Genomic DNA, 24,050 nt, shown 5'->3' with positions numbered 1-24,050 from the left:
CTGCCACACTGGGCTTCTACCGAATTCACTAATTAATTCGGGAGATTGGAGCGCCGGCCTCCGATTTAATGAGGCCAATAACACCGGTTATGCTGTGTAGCCGTACCGAGCAAAGTGCTTATTGCTATAATAATCGTTGTGATAATTATCGTAGCGCCTGATGGCTTGCATGTTCGTCTTGTTGAGCACGGCGCCGATGAGGGCGGCATGCACACTTGGGGCAGTATGGAGGGCGTGCTGCACGACGTCTGTCTTGGTGCGTCCCCATTCTATTGCCAAAACGAAGCAGTCTATCAGCGGCGCAGTCGCTCGTACGTCAACAATCGGGGCCAGCGGCGGAAGATCGACCACGATATAATCGTAGGTCGCCCGTAGGTGATCGAACAAATGTTTGGTGGTCGCGGCCGAGAGCATCTCGCAAGCGTGGAACAGCGGCTGTTTCTTGACCGTTGGCAGGAAGGAAAGGTTCGTCTTGGGATCCTTGCAGATCGCCTCATCCAGAGGACATTCGCCGGAAATCACCTCGACAAGGCCGACGCTTGCGTGAGGGGCCAGATTACAGGACAGCGAAGGGTTTCTGAGATCGCAGTCCACGAGGATAACGCGCGCGCCCGCGTGAGCCATGAGTTGGGCCAATGCGGCAGTGATCGTCGATTTGCCCTCATTCGGGAGCGAGGACGTGATGCCGACGACCTTGTTGGATGAATTTGTCACATTCAGATCGACGGCCAGCTTGATCGAGCGAATCGACTCGGCAAAGCGCGATAACGGCATGTCGGATGCGGCCCAATAAACTCCGGAGCGACGCACGATCGTTCCCTGGTCCGATGCCTTGTCGGCGTGTTCATGCAACTGCTTGGGTTCGGCAGCTTTCAGGAGTGGCACCAGGGAAACGCAAGGCATATGCAGCATCGCCTCAACCTGTGCGCTGGTGCGGAAAACCCGATCCAGCATGTCTCGAAGGAACGCAAGTCCTGTTCCCAGAGCCAAGCCACCGAGAAGGCCAAGTATCATGACAAGAATAGACTTCGGCTTGCTTTTGCTCTGAGGTGGCGATGCGGGTGAAATCACCCGCGCCTCGGTGATGGGGAATGACTCTTGCTGGACTGCCCCCATGTAGCGCTGCAAGAAGCTCTCATACAGACTGCGATAGCTTTTGGCGCTGGTCTCGAGCTCGCGCATGGTCGCTTCAGCGGAATTTGTCGTCCGGGACCGCGATACTGCTTGCGAAAGCTGCTTTTCAATGGCCCCTTGCCGTTGCTTGGCGGCCTCGTAATCGCTCCTGGCGGTTTCGGAGAGCCGGCGCACTTCATCCAGAATCGACGTACGCAGATCGCGCATTCGGGTGCGCAGATTCACGACCGCCAGGTGGTTGCGGCCGAAGCGGGCGGACCAATCTCTCTCGCGTCTTGAAAGTTCCAGATACTGTTGTCGCAGATTATTGATGATGGGGCTGCTCAACGCTTCCGAAACAGAGGCGTCGAGGCTGGCATTTGCAGTATTCGCGTCGTTCTGACGAAGAATAGTCTTAAATCTGTCCAGACGTGCCAATGCATCAGATGTCTGTGCTCGTGCGGCGACCAGGCGACTGTTAAGCTCGGTGACCTGCTGCTCGTCCATGAGCTTGCCGTCCGCGGCAACGATGTTGTTCTGGGACTTGAATGCGTTGACCGCACGTTCTGCTGTCAGAGCCTGCTGGCCCAACGCCTTGAGGCGGTCCTGCAGCCAGCTCGTTGCGATGCGATTTGCTTCGAACTTCGCGTTGAGCTTGTCAGTAACATAGGCGTTGGCAACTGCATTCGCGATCTCCGCGGCCCGTTCTGCATTGCTGGCGCTAAAACTGATTTCGATCACAGTGCTGTAGCCAAGCCGGACAGCCGACAGCCGGTTGTTAAAAGCAGCAACGAGGCCGTCCATCAGCACGCCCTGCCGCCCGACCTGAACATCCGCCGGTGCACTGCCGAACCACCCCCGGATGCCCCGTAAGACGGAAAGCAACGGTCGACCCGAAGCCTTGAAATCCGGATCATCAGCCAGCCCGAGCTGATTGATGACCGAAGTTGCGACGGCTTTTGACTTCAATATCTGAATCTGGGTTTCAAGTTGCGCGTTGTCGATCGGTATTTCGGCCAGCACGGACTGTTGCTGGACAAATTGAGCCTTCGGATTTTCGAACAGAATCTTGACCTGCCCAGTATATGTCGGTGGCGTGATCCGCAAATAGATTGTGCTCGCCGCCAGGGCGAGCGCGGCAGTGAATATAATCACCGCATATTGCCGTCGCAAAAATCCCAGTGCGAAGTTGACGGTTTCGCCGAGGCCGCCTTCTTCGGCTTGCTCCCGCGGCATGACGCTGTCGAGCAACGCGTGAGTTCGGTCATTCTGCGTTATATTGGTCTGTTGCATCAGGGTGCCCCAGGCTCCGGCCGATAAATGTTGAAGCGCCGGAAATGATTGGTTTTCGATGCCTGTGGTCGATTAAATACCAATGCAACATATAAAGAAAGTGGTTGCTTAAATTAAATAGTGGTGGTTTAGAATTAATTCGAGCTTTGAATGCGTCTGACGTCTTGGGGTTTGGCGAAACTCCTTGAAATAAATCGTTGTTACCGCGCACGATAAAATTGCATCCGTTGTCGAGCGATGGATTATTTAATTCTTATTTTTTAAATGGTTATCGGTTATAACCGGGCCTTTCATCTAAGATGCAGAGCGGGAGGTGATAGTGGGTTTGTTGTGTGAAGTGTCCCAGCTTTTCCCTTCCGACGACAGGAGTGTGCTGTGTTCCGATGGCAAGGGAGTGCGGAGGCGGCTGGAGGTGCATTGTTTGGCAATTCCTGATGTCAAGCTGATCAGGACGCCACGATTTTCCGACACCCGAGGATATTTTTGCGAGACGTTCCAGCGCGCGGACTTTGCTGCGCAAGGCCTTGATTGCGATTTTCTCCAGGACAATCAATCGAGCTCCGATCGACCAGGAACCGTTCGTGGCCTGCACTTTCAACGGCCGCCTTTCGCTCAGACGAAGTTGGTTCGTGTGCTACGCGGCAGCATTTTGGATGTGGCTGTCGATCTCCGCCGCTCGTCGTCAAGCTTTGGGAGGCATGTTGCAATGGAGCTGAGCAGTGAGAGTAACGAGCAACTCCTCGTTCCGGCAGGCTTTGCCCATGGCTTTTGCACGCTCGAGCCCGATACGGTCGTCTTTTACAAGGTCGATCAGGTCTATTCGGCTGCGCATGACAGCGGGGTCAACTGGGCCGACTCCAGATTGGGAATTGAATGGCCTGTTGCTTCGGCAGAGGCGAATTTGTCTGAGAAGGATCGCGGGCTGCCGATGTTGGTCGATCTTGCCCCGGTTTTCGAATAGCAGTGGAGGGCGGCCCGATGCGTGTGTTGGTGACGGGTGGGGCAGGTTTCATCGGTTCAGCGGTCTGCCGTCGCCTTGTCTTGGGCTACGGGACGGCCGTCGTCAACATCGACAAGCTTACCTACGCGGCCAATCTACGCTCGCTGGATGCGCTCGCCGGAGAGCCCGGCTACGCGTTCGAGCAAGTGGATATCTGCGACCGTGCGGATGTGGAAGGTGTTTTCGCGAAGTATGAGCCGGATGCAACGATCCATCTCGCAGCAGAAAGTCACGTCGATCGCTCGATTACTGGTCCGTCGGCCTTCATCAACACGAATGTCGTCGGAACATACAACATGCTCGAGGCGGCACGAAAATATTACGACCGGCTGACGCCCGAAAGACGCGACCGGTTTCGCTTCGTCCATGTCTCGACTGATGAAGTCTATGGCTCACTTGGCGCTGCCGGCCTGTTTTGTGAAGAGACCTCCTATCGGCCGAGTTCGCCTTATTCTGCCAGCAAGGCGGCTTCCGATCATCTCGCGCACGCCTGGTTTAAGACATATGAGTTGCCAGTCATCATTTCGAATTGTTCGAACAATTACGGTCCGTACCAATTTCCTGAAAAACTTATTCCATTGGCCATCCTGAACGCCATCGAGTGCAAGCCGCTGCCGATCTATGGCCGCGGAAGAAATGTCCGTGACTGGCTCTATGTCGACGATCATGCCGATGGGTTGATCGCTCTCCTCAGGTGCGGCAGCCCGGGAGAGAAATACAATTTCGGCGGAAACAGCGAGCGGACCAATCTCGAGGTCGTCGAGTTGATTTGCGACACCCTCGATTGCATGATGCCTGCGCCCGACGAGAGGCGGTCACTGATAAGGTTCGTGGCCGACCGGCCCGGGCACGATTTGCGCTACGCGATCGATGCGTCGAAGGCGCGCCGTGAACTCGGATGGGCTCCAAAAGGCACGTTTGAAAAGGGAATCGAACAGACGGTCCATTGGTACCTCGACAATCGCTCATGGTGGGCGCCGTCGCGCGCGCATGTCTACAAGGGAGAGCGCCTTGGTCTCGTTCGTGCGTGAGTTCGAAGCGCGACTGCGAGGACCTGTCCTCGTCGTCGGCAAAAGCGGACAACTAGCACGTTGTCTTCAAGAGGCTGCGATCCGGCGAAATCTCGCGTTGGTGTCGGTCGGGCGTCCGGAACTGGATCTCGAACGGGGTGACGATCTTGCGGAGACAGTTACCGCGATGTCGCCCGCGGCTATCATCAATGCGGCTGCCTATACAGCGGTTGATCGCGCGGAGGCCGAGCCGAAGCGGGCCTATCGAGTGAACCGTGACGCGGCGGGACGAATGGCCGCTGTGGCAAGAGAACAGGGCATTCCCTTCATCCACGTCTCGACCGATTATGTGTTCGACGGACGCAAGCATTCGCCCTATCGCGAAGACGATCAAACCGGTCCGCTTAATGTTTACGGCCGTTCGAAGCTAGAGGGTGAAGCCGCCGTGCTGAAGGTCGATCCGGGTGCAATCGTGTTGCGGACGGCCTGGGTCTACAGCCCGTACGGACAGAATTTCGTGCGGACCATTCTGCGATTGTCCGCCACGCAGCCAGCGGTCCTGGTCGTCAGCGACCAGTATGGATCGCCGACGTCGGCGTTGGATCTCGCGGAGGCGATCCTCACGATCGTGCATCAAGCTCGAGCCGATCACGGTTCTGTCGGCGGCATCTATCATTTGACGGCTCAGGGCGATGTCAGTTGGCATGATTTCGCGACGGCGATCTTCGAACAGCTTGCCCGTCGCGGGTTGCCGGTGCCTGACCTGCAGGCGATCATCACCGACGATTATCCCACACCGGCGCGTCGTCCTGCAAATTCCCGTCTCGACTGTTCCAAGGCCGCGCAGGTTTTTGGCGTTCGGCTTCCGCACTGGCATTCTTCTCTGGAAGAATGCCTCGCGTGTCTTCTCGCTCCAGCGGATGTGCCAGCATGTTGAAAGGTATCGTTCTCGCAGGCGGCAGCGGAACCAGGCTCTATCCAATTACGCGCGGCATCAGCAAACAACTGCTGCCGGTCTATGACAAGCCAATGATCTATTATCCGCTGGCGACCCTGATGCTCGCCGGGATTCGTGACATTCTCGTCATTACGACCCCCGAGGATCATCATCAGTTCGAGCGGTTGCTGGGTGATGGAAGCCAGTGGGGTATCCATCTCGCATATGCCGAGCAGGCGCGGCCGGCCGGATTGGCCGAAGCCTTCGTTATTGGTGCGGATTTCATTGGCCGCGACCGCGTGACGATGGTGCTGGGCGACAATATTTTCTTTGGCAACGGCCTGCCGGAACTGCTGGCCTCCGCTGCACAACGCACGTCCGGCGCGACGGTCTTCGCGTATCATGTGCGCGATCCGGCGCGTTACGGCGTCGTCGCCTTCGACGACAACGGCCGGCCGTTCAGCATTGAAGAGAAGCCGGTGAATCCTCGGTCGAACTGGGCGATCACCGGCCTGTATTTCTTTGACAATGACGTTGTGCGTTACGCGTCCCAGGTCAAGCCGTCGGCGCGAGGAGAGCTCGAGATCACCGATCTGCAGATGTGCTACCTTGCGGCTGGCGCGCTGAATGTGGAGCGAATGGGTCGGGGATTTGCCTGGCTGGATACGGGAACATTCGAATCCCTGATCGATGCTGCGAGCTTCGTCCACACACTCGAACGAAGGCAGGGAATGAAAGTGGCGTGCCTCGAGGAGATTGCATTTCGCAAGGGGTTCATCGACCGCGAGCAAGTGCTCTGCCTTGCGAAATCACTCGATAAAAGCGGTTATGGCACCTATCTGATGGATCTTCTTGAATCGGGCGGAGTCGAAGCACGGCGTGGCTTTTCGTGATCCAATGTTTTCAGAGCTGACCATCGCAATGAATGGGCATGGTTAACGTCGGCGCAGTCGCAGTCTTGTTATTTAAAATTAAATATCTCGGATTGACTCTTAATTAATGATAAATATAATGTTTAATCTATTAATAGGTGTTGGTTGTTGCCGAGAGGACGCTCAAGATGGCTGCTACGCCGAATGCGATTGTGCTCGAAAACCAGAAGCCCGGAACGCCGCAGAGCGTTTGGCAAATTAATGCCGGTCAGGACTCCACTCTCATTCAGGGATTTACCACTGCGATCAGCGCCAATCTGGGTGGGACGATCGATTTCAAGATCAACAACCAGACCGGCAATCCGAACTATCAGATCAATATCTATCGGCTGGGCTACTATAATGGCGATGGCGCACGGCTGATTACCACCCTTCAGCATCAGGCAGCGACATCTGTCGTTCAGCCGGCACCCTTGCACGATGCTGCGACCGGTCTGGTCGATGCCGGAAACTGGAGCGTGACCGATTCCTGGTCGGTCCCCACCAATATCGTTTCGGGCGTCTATGTCGCCAACGTGGTCGACGGCAGCCAGGTTTTCCAGATTCCGTTCGTCGTTCGCGACGACAGCTCCCACAGCGACATCGTCTTTCAAACCGACGATCAAACCTGGCAGGCCTATAACGGCTGGGGCGGCGCGGATGTCTATGGCGGGAACGGGCCCGGCTACGGCGGCGCCGCGTATGCGGTCAGTTACAATCGTCCCATTACGACGCGGGACGGTTCGGAAGGTGGAGAGGCCGGCACGTCCAATGACATGGTGTTCGGCGCGGAGTATCCGGCGTTCCAGTGGCTGGAGCAGAACGGATACGATGTCTCTTATATCTCCGGCGTTGACGCCTCAATCAACGGCGCCCTGTTGCTCAACCACCGCGTCTATATGGAGGCAGGTCACGACGAATACTGGACCAACAATCAGCGCGCCAACGTTCAGGCCGCGGCCCACGCAGGCGTCAACCTCGTCTTCCTGAGCGGAAACGAGATTTATTGGCAGACAAGACTCGCGCCGAGCATCGACGGCAGCGGCACGCCGAACCGCACGATGATCACCTACAAGGATACCCACGCCAACGCGGTGATCGATCCGACGGGCGTCGCGACAGGTGCCTATATGGATGCGCGGTTCGCGTCGAGCGGCGGCATGTCGGGCCAGCCCTCCAATTCCTTGACCGGGACTGTCTTTCAGGTCGACGGATTCCCCGATCGTGCCGATATCATCAATATTCCTTACGACATGAGCCAGTTGCGGTTCTGGCGGAATACATCGGTTGCGAACACCGCGCCGGGACAGTCCGCATCACTGGTCGAAAATCTTCTCGGCTACGAATGGGATGCTTCGCCGGACAACGGATTCCGGCCTGCCGGCTTGATCGATGTGTCATCGACGACCCTGACTGTGCCAACCAAGCTGCTCGACTACGGCAACACGACCGGAACCGGCACGGCAACTCATAATCTTGTCGAGTATCGCGATCCCGTCAGCGGCGCTCTGGTTTTTGGCGCCGGGACGGTCTTCTGGTCATGGGGACTATCGACCGACCACGATCAGGTGTCGGGAACGCCCAATCCAGTCGACCCGAATGTCCAGCAGGCGACTGTCAATCTGCTCGCCGATATGGGTGTTCAGCCATCGACATTGCAGGCAAGTCTCATCATCGCGACCCAATCGACGGATCATACTGCGCCGACCTCGGCGATCACCAATATTTCGACGTCGACGATCCTTGAAGGTCAGTCCGTGACAGTCAACGGCACGGCCTCCGATGTTGGCGGTCTGATCGGCGGCATCGAGGTATCGACGGATAACGGCGGCACATGGCATCCGGCGACCGCCGTTGTCGGCAAGGCGAATACGACCTGGAGCTACACGTTCAAGGCCGGTGCGTCCGGCCTGACGACAATCAGATCGCGCGCGGTTGATGACAGCCTCAATCTAGGAGCCGCAGGGGCGGGCGTCGCGCTGACGATTACGCCGTCGTCCAACCTGACGATTTTCAGCCCGACCGATACGCCAGCTATTCTGGCGAACAATGATCCGACGTCGGTGGAACTCGGCGTCAAGTTTGTGTCGGCGTCATCGGGGCTGATCACCGGCATCCGCTTTTACAAGAGCTCGCAGAACACCGGCACGCATCTCGGCAGTTTGTGGACCTCGACCGGCACGTTGCTCGCCAGCGCCACCTTCACCAATGAAACGGGAAGCGGCTGGCAGCAGGTTAATTTCGCAACACCTGTCCGCATTACGGCGGGCACCACCTATGTCGCCTCCTATCACACGAATGTCGGCGGATACTCGTCCACCGACTACTATTTCGACAATCCGGGATACACGAACGGTTCGCTCACCGCGACCGGCAACGGGTTGAACGGCGTCTATGCCTACGGGGCGGTCCCGCTCTTCCCCAATCAGATTTCGATCGTGAAGGGCGACAATTACTGGGTGGACGTTGTTTTCAACAACACCAGCCAGCAGCCGCAAGCCAACAACGACAGCGGTTTCGTTGTCACCGAGAATGGAACGCTGTCGATCTCGGCTGCGACATTGCTCGCCAACGATACGGATCCGGGCGGATTCCCGTTGTCGGTGACGGGCGTGAGCGGAGGGGTTCACGGCACAGCCAGCTATAACGCGGGCACGCAAACCGTGACCTTTGTGCCGACGGCCGGATACGCCGGGCCGGCGAACTTCACCTACACGATCGGCGATACTCAGGGTGGGACGGGTTCCGGCCAGGTCTCGTTGAAAGTCAATTACCCCATCTCGGCGCAAAGCCTGTTTGGCACCACCGACGCACCGACGGTCGTCGCGGTGAATGACCCGAGCCCCGTGGAACTCGGCGTCAAATTCACCACGTCGGCGAACGGATTGATCACCGGACTGCGTTTCTACAAAGGAGCGCAGAACACCGGTACGCATGTCGCCGATATCTGGTCGTCGACGGGAACATTGCTTGCCACGGCAACCTTCACGAATGAAACGGCAAGCGGCTGGCAGCAGGTCAGCTTCTCCCAACCCGTGTTCGTCACCGCCGGCACGACATACGTCGCCTCCTATCACAGCAACGGCAATTACTCAGCGGATCTGAATTATTTCACGAACCCGTTGACCAACGGCCAGCTTACTGCGCCTAGCGACAGCGGCGTTTATACTTACGGCAGCGGAAGCATCTTCCCGACCTCGTCCTTCAAGGCGAGCAACTATTGGGTCGATGTGGTCTTCAACAGCGCACCCCTTCAGCCGCCGATCGCCAACAATGACAGCGGCCTGTCCGCTTCCCGAAACGGCACTTTGACGATTGCCGCGGCGACGCTGCTGGCCAACGATACCGACCCGAACGGGCTTGCGCTGTCAATCAGCAGCGTCGGCAACGCCAGCAACGGCACCGTCAGCTATAACGCGAGCACGCAGACCGTGAGTTTCGTGCCAACCGCTGGTTATCTCGGTCCGGCCAGCTTCAGCTACACGATCACCGACGGGCAGGCTGGTACCTCGACAGCCAATGTGTCCCTGAATGTCGTTCCCCCGCCGCCGGTCGCGAATGCCGATAGCGGATTCATCGCCAACGAGAATGGCACGTTGTCTATTGCGGCGAGCGCGCTCCTTGCCAACGATACCGATCCCAACGGCCTTGCCTTGTCGATCACCGGTGCGGGCAACCCGACGCACGGCACGGTTTCCTTTGATGCGAACACCAACACGGTCACCTTCACGCCGACGAACGGCTACACCGGAACCGCCACCTTCACCTATGCGATCAGCGACACCAATGGCGGCACGGCCTCCGGGAACGTCGCGCTGTTCGTCAACGATCCCGTGAGCCAGAGCCTGTTCAGCCTGACATCGGCACCGTCAACGGCCAACTTGGTTGATCCAGGGTCCGTTGAACTGGGTGTCAAGTTCACGGCCGCTGCGAATGGCACCATCAGCGGCATCCGTTTCTATAAAGGATCGCAGAACACCGCGACGCATGTCGCCGACCTGTGGAGTTCCGCAGGAACGCTGCTGGCGACGGCGACGTTCACAAACGAAACAGCGAGCGGTTGGCAACAGGTCAATTTCGCCGTTCCGGTGACGATCACCGCGGGAACGACCTATGTCGCGTCCTACCACACCAGCGGCAGCTATTCGGCGGATGCCAACTATTTTGCGAACCCGCTGGTGCACGGCCAGTTGTCGGCGCCCGGCAGCGCCGGCATCTATGCCTATGGTCCCGGGTCGGTATTCCCCACGAGCGCCGTCAACGCCACGAACTATTGGGTTGATGTTGTCTATAATGGTCCGTCGCTGCAAACGCCTGTCGCGAACAACGACAGCGGCTTCAGCGTGATCGAAAATGGCACGCTGTCGATTCCTGCTTCCGCGGTCCTGGCCAACGATACGGATCCGAATGGTCTTCCGTTGTCCATCGCCAGCGTTGGCAATCCGAGCCACGGCACCGTCACCTACAATTCCGGTACCCAGACCATCAGTTTCATACCGACGACGGGTTACGCCGGCCCGGCATCATTCACCTATACCATCAGCGATGGGCAGGCCGGCGGCACCGCCTCGGCGAATGTCGCCCTCACGGTTGGGCCGCTCGCGCCCGTTGCCAAAAACGACAACGGCTTTGTCGTCACCGAGAACAATCCGCTTTCGATCTCGGCATCCGCGCTGCTCGCGAACGATACCGACCCCAGCGGCTTGCCGATGTCGATTGTCAATGTGAGTAACGCGACCAACGGCGCGGCGGTTTACAACTCGAATACCGGCACGATCACCTTCACGCCGACGACCGGATACACAGGAACGGCGAGTTTCGCTTATTCCGTCACTGATGGGAACGGAGGCGTCTCCTCAGCAAGCGCGTCATTGCTCGTCAACGATCCGACGCTTGCGAGCTTGTTCAACCCGGCTTCCGCGCCGAGCATCGTGACGGTGAACGATCCAAATTCCGTCGAACTGGGATTCAAATTCCAGGCTTCGAGCGCAGGCGAGATCACCGGACTCCGGTTCTACAAGGGCGAAGAAAACACCGGAGCTCACGTCGCGAACATCTGGAGCAGCAGCGGAACGTTGCTTGCGACACAAACCTTCAGCAACGAAACCACGAGCGGCTGGCAGCAGGTGAATTTCGCCACCCCGCTGACAGTCTCGGCAGGCACGACTTATGTCGCCTCCTACCATACGAGCGGAGACTATTCGGTGGATCCCAACTACTTCGCAACGTCGCACACCAGCGGACCGCTGACCGCGCCGTCCTCGTCTACCAGCGCCGGCAACGGTGTCTATGCCTACGGCAGTTCGAGCTTGTTCCCGAGCAACAGCTACAACTCCGCGAGCTACGGGGTCGATGTTCTGTTCAAGGCTCAACTGGCGGCGTAGCGCTGAAGGATTACGTATTCGATCCAACCGAAAGAGGGGCTGTGTATGACTGCACTCTCAAAGGCTATCAGAGCGCCGGCCAACGTCGCGAGACGCATTGTTCCGGCGGCTGTTCATGACGCGCTTTTGAATGTCTATGATGGAATGTCCTACACCTTCGCCGGACTTCCACCGCGTCACCTGCGCGCATGGATTTCGCCGTTGTGGTTCGACTTTCGTGACACCGGCCGCGATCAGCTGGAGTTCTTTGTCGAGATCGCGGGGCTGCAGCCGTCTCATCGCGTTCTGGATATAGCCTGCGGCATCGGTCGGCTCGCGATCCCTCTCGCCGGATATCTCAATGAAAGGGGAGGGTACGAGGGATTCGACATCAAGCAGGAGCTTATCGAATGGTGTCAAAGTAAGATCACTGCGCGAAAGCGGAACTTCCGTTTTCAAACCGCTGATGTCGCCACGAGCTGGAGTCCGAATGGACGGTTCTCGGTCGATAATTATCGTTTCCCTTATTCGGACAGGTCTTTCGATTTCGCATACGCAGGTTCGATATTCACGCACATCCTGCCCAATGGAGCGGCGAACTATCTCAATGAGACGGCGCGTGTTCTGAAGCCGGGAGGCCGGCTCGTATCGACCTGGCTGGTCTACAACCGGCGTAGCGTGGAGCTGACGTCAACTGCGGCAACCGTGAAAAAAAACTGGAACTACGACCACGGCGACTTCCGGGTGAAGTCTGAAGATCAGCCGGAAGCCTCGGTGGCCCATGAGGAGGCCGCGATCCGCAAAATGTATGCCGAAGCGGGTTTGGAAATTCTCGAACCCTTCCGCCCGGACGCCTCCTACCACGCCGGCAGGATTCCGGACGATCGATCGGTCGGCATCCATCTTCACTATGCGTTGAGCATTGTTGCGATCCGCTCGCCTTCCCGGATCGATTGAGGGCGATCAAGCACGGTCTTTGAACAAAACGCCATCGGGGAATACAGCGATGCACGACGAGGTCTACACGGACGGAGTGGACGAGATCACGGTGAGCGGCTCGATCGTGCGCATCGACCTTTTCAGCCTTTCACCGACCGAGCGCGATGCCAGTAACTTTCCCAAGAAGGTATTTCGTCAAAGACTGATCCTGTCGGCGGAAGGATTCGCGAACTCCGTCGAGGTCATGCAGAACGCGCTTCAGGGCCTGGTCGATGCCGGTGTGGTCAAGCGCAGCCAACCCGGCGAGATCGGGCAGGCGCCGCCCCTCAGCCTGGGCAGCAGCGAGCGTCCGGTTGCAAGTCCAGCCAGTCAGCGGCCTTCGAATGCTTCAACGAATTTCCGATAACGCCGGGCCCGATCGCGACGCTGCGGTGCCCCCGGCCGCCAGCCAGCCAGAGCGCCCGAACTTGCAGGCACGGACCGCGCTCGAATGTCTGGCGAGCGTCGCAAGACACCATGGCATTGATCTGGCCGCCGACCGGTTGCGCCATTTGTATGCCGTCGATAATGCGCCGATGTCGCAGGCGCGGATTCAGCGCATCGCCAAGGAAGCAGGGATGCGCGCGCGGGCGGCGCATCTGAACTGGGACAGGTTGCACCGGCTTGGCGAGATCTATCCGGTGGTGGCTCAACTTGCCAATGGCAACTGGGTTCTCGTGCTTGGAGCCCAAGACGGCCCGGCAGGCGAGGCGGTGAGTGTTTTCGATCCGCTTGCGGAGCGACCGGATCCACTGGTCATCAAAAAAAACTGCTTCTGTGCGAACTGGCACGGCGACGTGCTGTTGATCAAGCGAGATCGCGGGGCATCTGGAGCGCCGCGAAAATTCGGCTTCCGCTGGTTCGCCCCCGAATTGTTGCGCGAGCGGAGGCTGCTCGCCGATGTGGCCGTGGCCGCCGTGCTGCTCTATGCGCTCGGTTTGGTCATTCCACTATTCTTCCAGTTGGTCATCGACAAGGTCCTGGTGCACGAGAGCTTCACGACGCTCTATGTGCTGGCGGCAGGCGCGGTGATCGCGCTGCTGTTCGATTCGGTGTTCAGCTTCCTGCGCCGTTATCTGTTGCTCTATGCCACGAACAAGATCGACATTCGTGTTGCGACGAAAACGTTTGGGCATCTTCTGGGTTTGCCGATCAGCTTCTTTGAACACATTTCGTCCGGCGTGCTCGTGAAGCATATGCAGCAGGCGACGCGCATCCGGGAATTTCTGACCGGACGTTTGTTCCTGACCTTGCTTGATGCTCTGTCGCTTCTGGTCTTCCTTCCTGTGCTTGCTCTCTACAGCCTCAAGCTGACGTGCCTGGTGCTGGCTTTCACGGCCCTCACCGGAGTTGTGGTCACCCTGCTGGTGGGGCCGTTCCGGCGACGTCTTTACGGTCTTTACCAGGCCGAGGGCGCGCGTCAGGCATTGCTAGTCGAGGCCGTGCATGGAATGCGCACCGTCAAATCGCTGGCGATGGAGCCGCTGCAGGGAAGGGTGTGGGATGATCGTTGCGCGCAGTCCGTTTCGATGAGATTCGGTGTCGAGAAAATATCGGCTGCCGCGCAATCGGTCACAGGCTTTCTGGAAAAGCTGATGACGCTCGGAATCATCGGCCTTGGCGCCCTTGATGTCTTCAGCGGTGAGATGACGATCGGTGCGCTGGTTGCTTTCAATATGCTGGCTGGTCGCGTCTCCGGGCCGCTCGTCCAGATGGTGACGATGGTTCATGAATATCAGGAAGTCGCCCTGGCCGTGCAAATGCTCGGTGAGATCATGAACCAGGCTCGCGAGCGAGAGGGCAAGCGGGATGGGTTGCGTCCTGAACTGGACGGGCATATCGAATTCGAGAATGTGTCGTTTCGCTACGGTCCGGAGGGGCCCCCGGCGCTCGACAACATCTCGTTCACGATTCCAGCGGGGAGCGTGTTTGGCATTGTCGGCCGAAGCGGTTCCGGCAAGACGACGCTGACCCGCATGATCGCCGGCCTGTATCCGATTCAGCAGGGTCTGTTGCGCATCGACGGGTTCGACTCGCGCGAGCTGGATCTCGTTCATCTGCGCAAGAGTCTCGGGCTTGTCCTGCAGGAGAATTTCCTGTTTTGCGGCACCGTTCGCGAGAACATCACATGCGCCAAGCGCGGGGCCACTTTCGAGGAAGTTGCCCAGGCGGCACGCCTTGCAGGCGCCGACGAGTTCATCGAGCGGCTGCCGCGCGGCTTCGATACCATGCTGGAAGAGAATGCCGAAAATCTTTCCGGCGGCCAGCGGCAGCGCCTCGCCATCGCGCGAGCTCTGATCACCAATCCGCGTTTGCTGATTCTCGACGAGGCGACGAGCGCGCTGGACGCCGAAAGCGAAACGATCATTCGTCGAAACCTTCGGCGCATCGCGGAAGGGCGCACGGTCATCATTGTTTCTCACCGGCTGTCGATGCTGTCGGATGCCAACGCAATCCTAGTGATTGATCGCGGCCGGGTCTCTGACCTGGGTCATCATGATCAGCTGATGAAGAACTGCACGGCCTATCGGCAGCTTTGGAATCAGCAGATGAAGCAAATCGCATGACGAGCAGCAATCAGCGCGCGCCGGATTCCAGAACGGGGAAAGCGCCAACTCCGGGGTTCTTCGCGCGACGCCGACAGTCACGGCTGAGGGCGCATGCCCCCCTCAAGCCATCGATTATCGCCGAGTTTCAATCGGACGCCGTCGAAATCGAGGAGCGTGCGCCCCCTCGCGTGGCCCGCATCACGCTCTATAGCGTCGTCGCGCTAATCCTCGCGATGGTGGCCTGGGCATCGTTGTCCAGTGTAGAGACGATCGTCACAGCGCGCGGGAAATTGATTGCAATCAGTCCGAATGTCGCGGTCCAGCCGTTAGAAACCTCGGTCATTCGTGAGATCAAGGTCAAAGTGGGCGACATCGTGAGCAAGGGACAGCCGCTCGCGACGCTCGATCCAACCTTTTCGCAAGCCGATACCGATCAACTCCGAACCCGCGTGACCGCGCTGGATGCGGCGATCAAGCGCCTGCAATCCGAGTTGAGTGGCGGCGACTATGTTGCCGCGGATTCATCGAATTCGGATGAGTTGCTACAGGAGAAGCTGTTTCGTCAGCGCAGGGCGTTCTATGAAACGTCGCTGCGTAACTATGATGCACAGATTGCGAGCGCGCAGGCCAACCTGAAGGCGGGCGAAGACGAAGAAGGGCTGGTGCGTCAAAGATTGGAAACCCTGCAGTCGATCGAGACCATGCGCAGCTCCCTGATGGAGAAGAAGGTCGGCTCGCGGCTGAATTTACTGCTGTCGAAGGATGCGCGGCTTGAAGTGGAAAACAATCTGGCGCGTGTCGTCGGAAGCGAGGCGGATTACAAGCACCGTGTCGAGAAAGCGAGAGCCGACCGGCAGGTCTTCGCGGATGACTTCCGTCGCACAGCCTATCAGGAACTCGTGGACACCCGGGCCAAACAGAACAGCGCCGCGGAAGAGCTCAAGAAGGCCGAGCGCCGGCGGCAATTGACGGTCATGGCTGCGCCAGTCGATGCCGTCGTTCTCGAGATTGCCAACCGTACGGTGGGCTCAGTCGTGCGCGAGGCGGAGACGCTCTTTGTGCTGGTGCCGCGCGACACGCCTTTGCAGGCGGAAGTGAACGTCGAGGGTCGGGATATCGGGCAGATTTCGATAGGGCAGCCCGTCCGGATCAAGTTCGATGCCTTTCCGTTCCAGAAGTACGGAACGGGATCTGGGAAGGTCAGCGTCGTCAGCAAGGATTCATTCGGGGCCGAAGCCAAGAGCGATGGGTCCCATCGCGCGATCCCCGCATATTACCGCGTGCTGGTGGATCTCGACAGAGCACGGCTGCGCGGTCAGCCCGCACAATTCCAGATGATCCCGGGAATGGAGCTGACGGCGGAGATGAAGGTGGGAGATCGTCGGGTGATCTCCTATTTCCTGTATCCCCTCATTCGTGGATTGGACGAGAGCATACGTGAGCCGTGACGAGCGCGATGTTTCCATCGCGGGAGGTTTTGGATGAACAGCAGTCCGAATGCTGAAAGCCTGGCGAACGTTGTGCGGCTGGACGATATACAGCGGCCGGCCAATTCGCCGCTGGTGAATTATGCATTGAGTGGTCTTCGGAGATGCTGGATGCTGGAGCATGGGCGCTGGTCGCACATCTATCATCTCGACGGTCGTTCCGAACCCAATCAATCTATTCCACATAGCGATGTATTCTACACGCTCAATGTGCTGCTCGGCCTGTCACGGCTGAAGGTCATCCCGGATTCGATCGATGTGCGGGGGATATTCGCGCGGAACGTTTCGCAACTGACGATGCTGCCGGTCGCGAAATATGCATACGGCATGGCTTTGTGGTCCGGCGCGGAGTTGCAACTGGATATTCCGGGTCATGTTGTGGATCGGATCGACGGCCTGCTGTCGGATCGGAAAAGCTGGCGGGATCTGCGGGCGCAGGATTTGGGGATGCTGCTGACCGGGGCTGTCGCTCAGGTCAGAGCGGACGAGAAGCGGTGGCTTCCATTTGCTCACATGCTTTTTGTCGCCCTCACCGAGAGGTACCACAGCACGTCCGGGCTGTTCTACAATGCGGCCACGGGACTCCGAAGGCGCTTTTCATCCTTCGCTAGTCAGACATATCTGACGCTTGCTTGTTATCATTACGGAGAACTGACCAGAAATCTTCACGCACTCGGCATGGCAAAGGAATGCACCCGGAGATTGATCGAGCTGCAGGGGCCGCAAGGCGAATGGCCATGGTTCTACGATGCGCTGCAAGGACGGGTCCTTGATTTCTATGAGGTCTATTCCGTCCATCAGTATGGCATGGCGCCGGCGTTTCTCGAATGCGCCGAGCGCCACGATGTCCGCGGCGCGCGGAACGCGCTGATAAAAGGCTTCAAATGGGTGCTGGGTCACAACCAGCTACGAAAATCGATGCTGGTGCCGGGGGTGCAGCTGTCTTTCCGATCACAGGTGAGGAGCGCAGAACTCCATACCAACAAACGCCGGGCGCTTCGCGCGATCGGAAATTCGATCTTGCGGCGTGATGAACACCTGATCGATCCTGCCGGTGTTGGCCTTCGCCTCGAATGCCGCAGTTACGAATTGGGATGGATTCTCTGGTCCTTTGGCAAGCGGTCCGATCTGCTCGAGTTGACGCACGATCGCGCATTTGCCGACGCAACGCGCGATACGTGTCTCAACTCGTAGTCTCGATTTATAGCCTGAAGTCGGGTGCGGTCGTCATACGCCAGCGCTCCGATTCCAGAGCACCGTATTGCTCTGCCGCAGCAGGCTGAGCATCTTTCGTGCGCGATGGGCGCGGATCGCGACCAGAATCATAATGGCCTTGAGGCGAGTCGTGACGCCATGTATCCGGTCGCTGCTGACGACGGTGGCGAGGTCGATGATGGGAGACCCCAGAACTGCGACGGAGCGGAGCACCCAGCGAAGTTTCCACGCGGGCTTGCCCTGAGCCATATTCAGATAGTGCTGAATCTGGCGGTCCCACTTCACGCAGAGCTCGCGCAGCGAGCGGCGCGCGGGGTGAAAGACAATCGCATTCGGAAGAAAGTGAAACTGAAACCCGGCGCTGCGGGCGCGTTCGCCCCATTCCATATCCTCCGCGAACTGGATGCCGACAAACGGCTCGATCTTGTCGAGGTCGGCCCGCCGGGCACTGAGGTTCGCCGTGATCGAGTAGCCGTGACGTTCGATATACAGCTTGTTCCGGAATCCGAAGACGCTTTCATACGCTTCCACCGCGGTCAGCGTTTCCTTGTTCCGCGGCCAGATGCGGACGTCGCCGCCGACGATGGTCTTGCCGGGCAAAGATCGCAGGGCCTGCGCGACATTCAGCAGCCAATCAGGATCGGCCCGGCAATCAGCATCGATAAACGCCAGAATTTCGCCGGTCGCATGTCGAACCCCAGCGTTGCGGGCCGGACCGGGGCCGGGCTCTGGCTCGTGCAGCAGGCGAGCAGAGGGATAGCGGGCCATGACCTCGACGGGGGGCGAGGTCGATCCGTTATCAATCACAATGATCTCGAACAGGGCGGGAGAGAGGCGCTGGCTCTGGAGGCTGGCAAGACAGGCCCCGAGGTCCCCTGCCTGGTTGAGGTGAGGGATAACAACGGAGATCAGGGGGCCGTCTGAATCCATGTCGAGAGCTGCCTCCAGCTGGTCGAGCGCAAGACGTCGCTGACGCGATTGTTATTATAAATTAAATCGACTAAATGAAATAAGAATTATTGCAATTAAATGCTTTGCAGTATATTGTTATTAAATAATAACGCTGAAGGCGGGAGAGGCTGGCGTGATTGGCCTTTTCCGTCGAGAAGCTGGTGCTTTCCTCATATTTTGAGGCGACAGAGATGCGGGAGAGTTTTCTGGGCTGCCCCATCGATGTTCTGACCATGGCCGAGACAGTCGGTCTGGCGCGAGACGCGATGCGAACCCGCAACAGGCTGCAGCACGTTGCCCTCAACGTCGCTAAACTGGTGAATATGCGCCGGGATCCCATCCTGGCCGCCGATGTTGCCAATAGCGATCTGGTCGGCATCGACGGGATGGGGATCGTCTGGGCCGCGAGGTTTTTCGGCATTCCCGTGAAGGAGCGAGTTGCCGGGATCGATCTGTTAGTCGAACTGCTTGCCCTGTGCGCCAACGACGGATTCAGGCCGTATTTTCTTGGTGCGTCACGCGACACGTTGCAACAATCCGCTCTTCAGGTGCGGCGTCGCTATCCGGCGATCCAGTTTTCCGGATTGAGAGACGGCTATTTTTCCACCGAGCAGGAAGACGAAATCGTCGAGGATATCAGGCAAAGTCATGCGGATTGCCTGTTCATCGGGATACCGACGCCGAGGAAGGAGCGTTTCCTCGCCGCCCATCGCGATGAGCTAAACGTCCCCTTCATCATGGGCGTGGGGGGCTCGTTCGACGTCCTGGCTGGCCAGATTCAGCGCGCTCCCGCCCGTATGCAGGCGCTTGGTCTTGAATGGCTGTACCGCGTCTATCAAGAACCGGGACGAATGTGGTGGCGCTACGCCAAGACCAACACGCTTTTCGCTGGAATTCTGGCGCGGGCGCTCGTGGAGCATGGCGTCCACCTGATGCCGAGGGCGCGCAGTGGTTCGAGCGCCAGCCCAACTCAGCCGGGGGGATGACGTGCAAAAACACTTCTTCGTCCTGGTTGGGACTCGTCCGGAGGCCATCAAGCTGTTTCCGGTCATCAACCGGCTGAAGGCCGAGACGAATGCAACCGTCACGGTCTGCGCGACGGCGCAGCACCGGCAATTGCTCGATCAGGTCCTGAAACTGGCCAACATTGTTCCGGATGTCGATCTCAATGTGATGACAGCCAATCAAACCCTCGATCGGCTTAGCGCGCGATTGCTCGAGGGCATTGGCGCCGTGCTCGACAACGTGCGTCCGAGCAGGGTTATCGTGCAGGGGGATACGACGACGGCGATGACCGGCGCTCTGGCCTGCTATTATCGCCGCATTCCGGTGTCCCATGTCGAGGCCGGGTTGAGGAGCGGCAACATCTACGCTCCATGGCCGGAAGAGGTGAACCGCAAGATCATCGGGACGATCGCGGACCAGCACTTCGCGCCGACCAAACGAGCAGCGCAGTCGCTGCGGCGCGAGAACGTGCCGAAGGACCGCATCCACGTCACCGGGAATACGGTAGTTGACGCCTTGCTCGCCGTGAAATCCATCGTCGATTCCGATCCACGTCTTGTCTCCCGTTGGGATGGCATAAGGGCCAATCAAGGCAACCGCCGCATCATTCTGGTGACATGCCATCGGCGCGAGAACTTCGGCGCCGGCGTTCTAAATATCGTCGAGGCGCTTCAGGAAATTCTCCGACGGCAGGACGTGGCAATTGTTTTGCCGATTCATCCGAACCCGAACGTTTTCGATGTGCTTTCCTCCCGTCTTTCCAATCATCCCCGCGTCGAGTTGATTTCCCCCCAGGAGTATTCCGACTTCGTCAGCCTGCTTTCTCTTGCCTATCTGGTGCTGACCGACTCGGGCGGTGTTCAAGAAGAAGCGCCGACGTTGGGCAAGCCGGTTCTGGTCATGCGCGAGACGACGGAGCGGCCCGAAGGCGTTGAGGCGGGAACCGCGCGTCTCGTCGGCGCAAACCCAAGCAAGATCATCGAAGAGACGGTTCGCCTGCTCGATGACGACGATCACTACTTGGCGATGTCCCGTGCCCATAACCCCTTTGGGGACGGCCGGGCGAGCGAGCGCATCGTAAGGGCCCTTCTCGATGCTTGAAATCAAGAAAGTCGCTGTTATCGGCCTCGGCTATATCGGCTTGCCCACGGCGGCTGTGATTGCGAGCCGAGGCATGAAGGTTGTCGGGATCGATACAAACCCGGACATCGTGAAAACGGTTGCATCGGGCACGATCCATATTGTCGAGCCGGACCTCGATGGACTGGTGCAAAAAGTCGTGTCGAATGGCTCGCTGGTCGCGATGCTGGAGCCCGAGCAGGCCGATGTCTTCATAATCGCCGTTCCAACGCCGATCGACAGCGCCAACCGGCCGGACCTGACATGCGTGATGGCGGCTATCGAGCGCATCACCGATCTGCTCAGGCCGGGAAATATCGTCATTCTCGAATCCACGTCGCCGGTCGGAACGACTGAAACGGTCGCAAGGAAGATCATCGAGAGGCGCCCCGATCTCAGTATCGGATCCGTAAACGGCGAGGAGCCGATCTCCGTTGCCTATTGCCCTGAACGGGTATTGCCGGGCCGCATATTGTCCGAACTGGTCAACAACGATCGTTGTATCGGCGGTATCAGCACGTTGTGCGCAAGGCGCGCTCAGCGCTTTTACAAGATGTTTGTCCGAGGGGCATGTGTGGCAACGACGGCGCGGGCGGCGGAATTGGTCAAACTGACCGAGAATGCGTATCGCGACACCAATATCGCGTTTGCAAATGAGTTATCTCTGATCTGCGACCGCTATGGGATCAATGTCTGGGAAGTCATCGACCTGGCTAACCGGCATCCCCGGGTCAATGTGTTGCGGCCGGGGCCCGGTGTCGGCGGTCACTGTATCGCGGTTGATCCCTGGTTCATCATCGATTCAGTCCCCGATCTCGCGCGCGTGATGAGGACGAGCCGCGAAGTTAATAATCGCAAGACGGAAACCATCATCGAGCGCGCGATCGCACTGATCGACGACCACCCTTATGCGAACGTTGCCTGCTGCGGCCTGACCTTCAAGGCGAATGTCGATGACCTGCGCGAGAGTCCCGCGTTCGACATCGCGCTGCATCTGGCCGCTAAATATGGATCGCGCATCAGGATTGTCGAGCCGAACCTGCGCCGGATTCCGGCAGAACTGGCCAAGCACGGCGCGGAAATAGTGCGCATCGAGGAGGCGATGCACTCCTGCGAAATCGCGCTTCTTCTGGTCGATCACGACGAATTCAAAATGATTCCGCTCGCCGAGCGGCGCCATCTCGACGTGATCGATACGCGCGGCATTTGGCAAGACATGCCGGTCCGAACGTGAAGACGGATCGGCGCAAGGAAGCTTTTTTGTGAACATGAGTATGCGGGTGTGAGATGCAGCAAGGGTTAGTCGGCATTGGAGTGGTGGGGTACGGCTATTGGGGGCCGAACCTTGTCCGCAATTTCATGAACAGCCAGGTCGCGCGCGTGGTTGCCGTGAGCGACCTTGATCCAGTGAGGCTCGCGGCGACCAAGCGCCTTTATCCCGCGGTCGAGACCACATCCCGGTTCCGCGACCTCCTCACCAATCCCGAGATCGATGCCGTCGCAATTGCAACGCCAGTTCATACTCATTACGAACTCACGCTGGCCGCGCTCAAGGCCGGAAAGCACGTCCTGGTCGAGAAGCCGTTGGCCCAGACGTCCGAGCAGGTTCTTTCCCTGATTGAGGAAGCCGAACGGCGACGCCTCACGTTGATGGTTGACCACACGTTTCTTTACACGCCTGCGGTCCAGAAAATCCGTCAGCTCATAACCGAGGACGCTCTCGGCAAGATTTACTATTACAACGGCGTCCGCGCGAGTCTCGGTCTGTTTCAAAGCGATGTGAATGTGATCTGGGATCTGGCCGTTCACGACATATCGATCATCCAGTACCTCTTTGATGAGGAGCCGATCGCGGTCTCTGCGACAGGCGCCTGTCATATCGCGGGCGCGCCAGAGAACATGGCGCATATTGCCCTGTTCTTTCAGAGCAATTGCGTGGCTCACGTCAGCGTCAATTGGTTGTCTCCGATCAAGGTGCGGCAGAGTTTTGTCGGTGGAAGCCGCAAGATGATCGTCTATGACGATCTGGAACCGACCGAAAAGATCAAGATTTACGATAAAGGCATTACCGTCAACGGTTCCGCGGAGCGCGCGCACCAGCTCAGGATTGGCTATCGTGCCGGAGATATGTGGGCACCACATCTTGCTGCAACGGAAGCGTTGCAAACCGAGGCCGAGCACTTCGTTGACTGCGTGAGAAGCGGAAAGTCGCCAGCCTCCAATGGAATTACCGGGCTTCGCGTCATTGAGATTCTTGAAGCCGCATCGCGCTCGGTCACTGCTCAGGGCAATCCGGTTCGCCTGAAGCGGTGGCACAGAACAGGGGAAATGGCCCTATGATTCCCGATGATCTCGACGACGTCCTGCCGCGCAAGAAGAAAGCGGGCTCTCGCGTGGTCAAGGCAATTCATGGCGTCCGGGAGATCGAGCCGGACCCGCCGTTCGAACTCGGTATGGCTGCACATCTCGCTGGCCGTCTCGGGCGGGAGCAGCTGCATGAGGCTTATGCGCAGCACGCCGCCGGCGCAACCGCCATCGATGACATCATGCGTCGCGTGTGTTTGCGGACGCTCGTCAGAAGCATGGGCTCGGGAGCGACGGTGCGCAGGCACGTCACCGTCATACATCCGGAGACATTCGAGATCGGCGACGGCGTATTCTTCGGCGAGCAATCGATCATTCAGGGCCGGCTCGATGGCTGCTTCGTCATCGGCAAGGGCGTCTGGATCGGCCCGCAGAGCTATTTCGACGCACGAGACCTTGTTCTGGAGGAATATGTCGGTTGGGGCTCCGGTGCGAAAGTCTTGGGATCGGAGCATACCGGCGATCCGCTCGACGTGCCGTTCATCCGCACTGACCTCAAGATCGCTCCGGTGCGTATTTGCGCATGGGCAGACATCGGTGTGAACTCGGTTGTCTTGCCGGGCGTGACGGTCGGCCGGGGCGCGATTGTCGGCGCGGGTGCCGTCGTCACCCGGGATGTTCCCGACTTCGCGATCGTTGCCGGCGTCCCGGCCAGGGTGATCCGCTGGCGAAAGAAACAGGGTTTCGAAGGCATCCAGGCGGGGCGCCGAAGCAGCAGGAAGTTTGGTCGATCCGACTAGAATGCCGCAGGCGCG

Annotated in this window: 17 protein-coding genes; 15 read left to right on the top strand and 2 right to left on the bottom strand. The window is 58.6% G+C overall.

Annotation, left to right across the window (positions count from 1 at the left end; genetic code table 11):
• Positions 1-87: 87 nt before the first annotated feature.
• Positions 88-2,406, bottom strand: a complete 2,319-nt coding sequence (locus NHAM_RS15670) for a polysaccharide biosynthesis tyrosine autokinase (protein WP_011511462.1) — start codon at positions 2,404-2,406, stop codon at positions 88-90.
• 421 nt (positions 2,407-2,827) lie between these two features.
• Between NHAM_RS15670 and rfbC the strand changes: the two genes are divergently transcribed.
• The 10 genes from rfbC (at position 2,828) to NHAM_RS15620 (ending at position 17,835) form a co-directional block, all read left to right on the top strand.
• Positions 2,828-3,367, top strand: coding sequence for a dTDP-4-dehydrorhamnose 3,5-epimerase (rfbC, locus tag NHAM_RS15665; protein WP_245269917.1), 540 nt, complete (start codon positions 2,828-2,830; stop codon positions 3,365-3,367).
• Between the two features lie 17 nt (positions 3,368-3,384).
• Positions 3,385-4,437, top strand: coding sequence for a dTDP-glucose 4,6-dehydratase (gene rfbB, locus NHAM_RS15660; protein ID WP_011511460.1), 1,053 nt, complete (start codon positions 3,385-3,387; stop codon positions 4,435-4,437).
• Positions 4,418-5,353 carry a dTDP-4-dehydrorhamnose reductase gene (rfbD, locus tag NHAM_RS15655; protein ID WP_245269916.1) on the top strand — a complete coding sequence of 312 codons (936 nt, stop codon included), beginning with the start codon at positions 4,418-4,420 and terminating at the stop codon, positions 5,351-5,353. The genes rfbB and rfbD overlap by 20 nt, the downstream gene beginning before the upstream one ends.
• Complete coding sequence (rfbA, locus tag NHAM_RS15650) at positions 5,347-6,246, top strand: glucose-1-phosphate thymidylyltransferase RfbA (protein ID WP_041358236.1); 900 nt, start codon at positions 5,347-5,349, stop codon at positions 6,244-6,246. Before rfbD ends, rfbA begins: the two co-directional genes overlap by 7 nt.
• A 167-nt stretch (positions 6,247-6,413) precedes the next feature.
• Complete coding sequence (locus NHAM_RS15645) at positions 6,414-11,648, top strand: DUF4082 domain-containing protein (RefSeq protein WP_011511457.1); 5,235 nt, start codon at positions 6,414-6,416, stop codon at positions 11,646-11,648.
• 45 nt (positions 11,649-11,693) lie between these two features.
• Entirely contained in the window at positions 11,694-12,584 is an 891-nt protein-coding gene (locus NHAM_RS15640) for a class I SAM-dependent methyltransferase (RefSeq protein ID WP_049769354.1), read from the top strand.
• A gap of 49 nt (positions 12,585-12,633) precedes the next feature.
• Complete coding sequence (locus NHAM_RS15635) at positions 12,634-12,972, top strand: hypothetical protein (protein WP_011511455.1); 339 nt, start codon at positions 12,634-12,636, stop codon at positions 12,970-12,972.
• Positions 12,950-15,172: a peptidase domain-containing ABC transporter gene (locus NHAM_RS15630; RefSeq protein ID WP_011511454.1), complete on the top strand. Its 2,223-nt coding sequence runs from the start codon at positions 12,950-12,952 to the stop codon at positions 15,170-15,172. The genes NHAM_RS15635 and NHAM_RS15630 overlap by 23 nt, the downstream gene beginning before the upstream one ends.
• Positions 15,169-16,602: an HlyD family type I secretion periplasmic adaptor subunit gene (locus NHAM_RS15625; RefSeq protein WP_011511453.1), complete on the top strand. Its 1,434-nt coding sequence runs from the start codon at positions 15,169-15,171 to the stop codon at positions 16,600-16,602. Before NHAM_RS15630 ends, NHAM_RS15625 begins: the two co-directional genes overlap by 4 nt.
• Before the next feature lie 33 nt (positions 16,603-16,635).
• Positions 16,636-17,835, top strand: a complete 1,200-nt coding sequence (locus NHAM_RS15620; protein ID WP_011511452.1) for a hypothetical protein — start codon at positions 16,636-16,638, stop codon at positions 17,833-17,835.
• Positions 17,836-17,868: 33 nt separating this feature from the next.
• Here NHAM_RS15620 and NHAM_RS15615 read toward each other — a convergent pair whose 3' ends face one another.
• Positions 17,869-18,786 carry a glycosyltransferase gene (locus NHAM_RS15615; RefSeq protein WP_011511451.1) on the bottom strand — a complete coding sequence of 306 codons (918 nt, stop codon included), beginning with the start codon at positions 18,784-18,786 and terminating at the stop codon, positions 17,869-17,871.
• Between the two features lie 158 nt (positions 18,787-18,944).
• On the opposite strand from NHAM_RS15615, the gene NHAM_RS15610 reads away from it, so the two are divergent.
• From NHAM_RS15610 to NHAM_RS15590, 5 genes are read left to right on the top strand one after another with little or no spacing between them, the layout of a single operon-like run.
• Positions 18,945-19,793 carry a WecB/TagA/CpsF family glycosyltransferase gene (locus tag NHAM_RS15610; protein WP_011511450.1) on the top strand — a complete coding sequence of 283 codons (849 nt, stop codon included), beginning with the start codon at positions 18,945-18,947 and terminating at the stop codon, positions 19,791-19,793.
• Position 19,794: 1 nt separating this feature from the next.
• Positions 19,795-20,913, top strand: coding sequence for a non-hydrolyzing UDP-N-acetylglucosamine 2-epimerase (gene wecB / locus NHAM_RS15605; protein ID WP_011511449.1), 1,119 nt, complete (start codon positions 19,795-19,797; stop codon positions 20,911-20,913).
• Positions 20,906-22,165, top strand: a complete 1,260-nt coding sequence (gene wecC / locus NHAM_RS15600; RefSeq protein WP_011511448.1) for a UDP-N-acetyl-D-mannosamine dehydrogenase — start codon at positions 20,906-20,908, stop codon at positions 22,163-22,165. The genes wecB and wecC overlap by 8 nt, the downstream gene beginning before the upstream one ends.
• Positions 22,166-22,218: 53 nt before the next feature.
• The gene (locus NHAM_RS15595) at positions 22,219-23,271 is read left to right on the top strand and encodes a Gfo/Idh/MocA family protein (RefSeq protein ID WP_011511447.1); all 1,053 of its coding nucleotides are present in this window, start codon (positions 22,219-22,221) and stop codon (positions 23,269-23,271) included.
• On the top strand, positions 23,268-24,035 hold the full coding sequence (locus tag NHAM_RS15590; protein WP_011511446.1) for an acyltransferase: 768 nt from the start codon (positions 23,268-23,270) through the stop codon (positions 24,033-24,035). The genes NHAM_RS15595 and NHAM_RS15590 overlap by 4 nt, the downstream gene beginning before the upstream one ends.
• The last annotated feature ends 15 nt before the right edge of the window (positions 24,036-24,050 follow it).

This window comes from Nitrobacter hamburgensis X14 (genome assembly GCF_000013885.1).
In the GTDB taxonomy this organism is placed as follows: Bacteria; Pseudomonadota; Alphaproteobacteria; order Rhizobiales; family Xanthobacteraceae; genus Nitrobacter; species Nitrobacter hamburgensis.
The sequence above is the reverse complement of the archived record's forward strand: the minus strand, read 5'-3'. Positions and strand labels throughout refer to the sequence as shown.

Coding starts and splice junctions, on each gene's coding strand:
- NHAM_RS15670 (WP_011511462.1), bottom strand. CDS start 2,406: ATGCAACAGACCAATATAACGCAGAATGACCGAACTCACGCGTTGCTC.
- rfbB (WP_011511460.1), top strand. CDS start 3,385: ATGCGTGTGTTGGTGACGGGTGGGGCAGGTTTCATCGGTTCAGCGGTC.
- rfbA (WP_041358236.1), top strand. CDS start 5,347: ATGTTGAAAGGTATCGTTCTCGCAGGCGGCAGCGGAACCAGGCTCTAT.
- NHAM_RS15645 (WP_011511457.1), top strand. CDS start 6,414: ATGGCTGCTACGCCGAATGCGATTGTGCTCGAAAACCAGAAGCCCGGA.
- NHAM_RS15640 (WP_049769354.1), top strand. CDS start 11,694: ATGACTGCACTCTCAAAGGCTATCAGAGCGCCGGCCAACGTCGCGAGA.
- NHAM_RS15635 (WP_011511455.1), top strand. CDS start 12,634: ATGCACGACGAGGTCTACACGGACGGAGTGGACGAGATCACGGTGAGC.
- NHAM_RS15630 (WP_011511454.1), top strand. CDS start 12,950: ATGCTTCAACGAATTTCCGATAACGCCGGGCCCGATCGCGACGCTGCG.
- NHAM_RS15625 (WP_011511453.1), top strand. CDS start 15,169: ATGACGAGCAGCAATCAGCGCGCGCCGGATTCCAGAACGGGGAAAGCG.
- NHAM_RS15620 (WP_011511452.1), top strand. CDS start 16,636: ATGAACAGCAGTCCGAATGCTGAAAGCCTGGCGAACGTTGTGCGGCTG.
- NHAM_RS15615 (WP_011511451.1), bottom strand. CDS start 18,786: ATGGATTCAGACGGCCCCCTGATCTCCGTTGTTATCCCTCACCTCAAC.
- wecC (WP_011511448.1), top strand. CDS start 20,906: ATGCTTGAAATCAAGAAAGTCGCTGTTATCGGCCTCGGCTATATCGGC.
- NHAM_RS15595 (WP_011511447.1), top strand. CDS start 22,219: ATGCAGCAAGGGTTAGTCGGCATTGGAGTGGTGGGGTACGGCTATTGG.
- NHAM_RS15590 (WP_011511446.1), top strand. CDS start 23,268: ATGATTCCCGATGATCTCGACGACGTCCTGCCGCGCAAGAAGAAAGCG.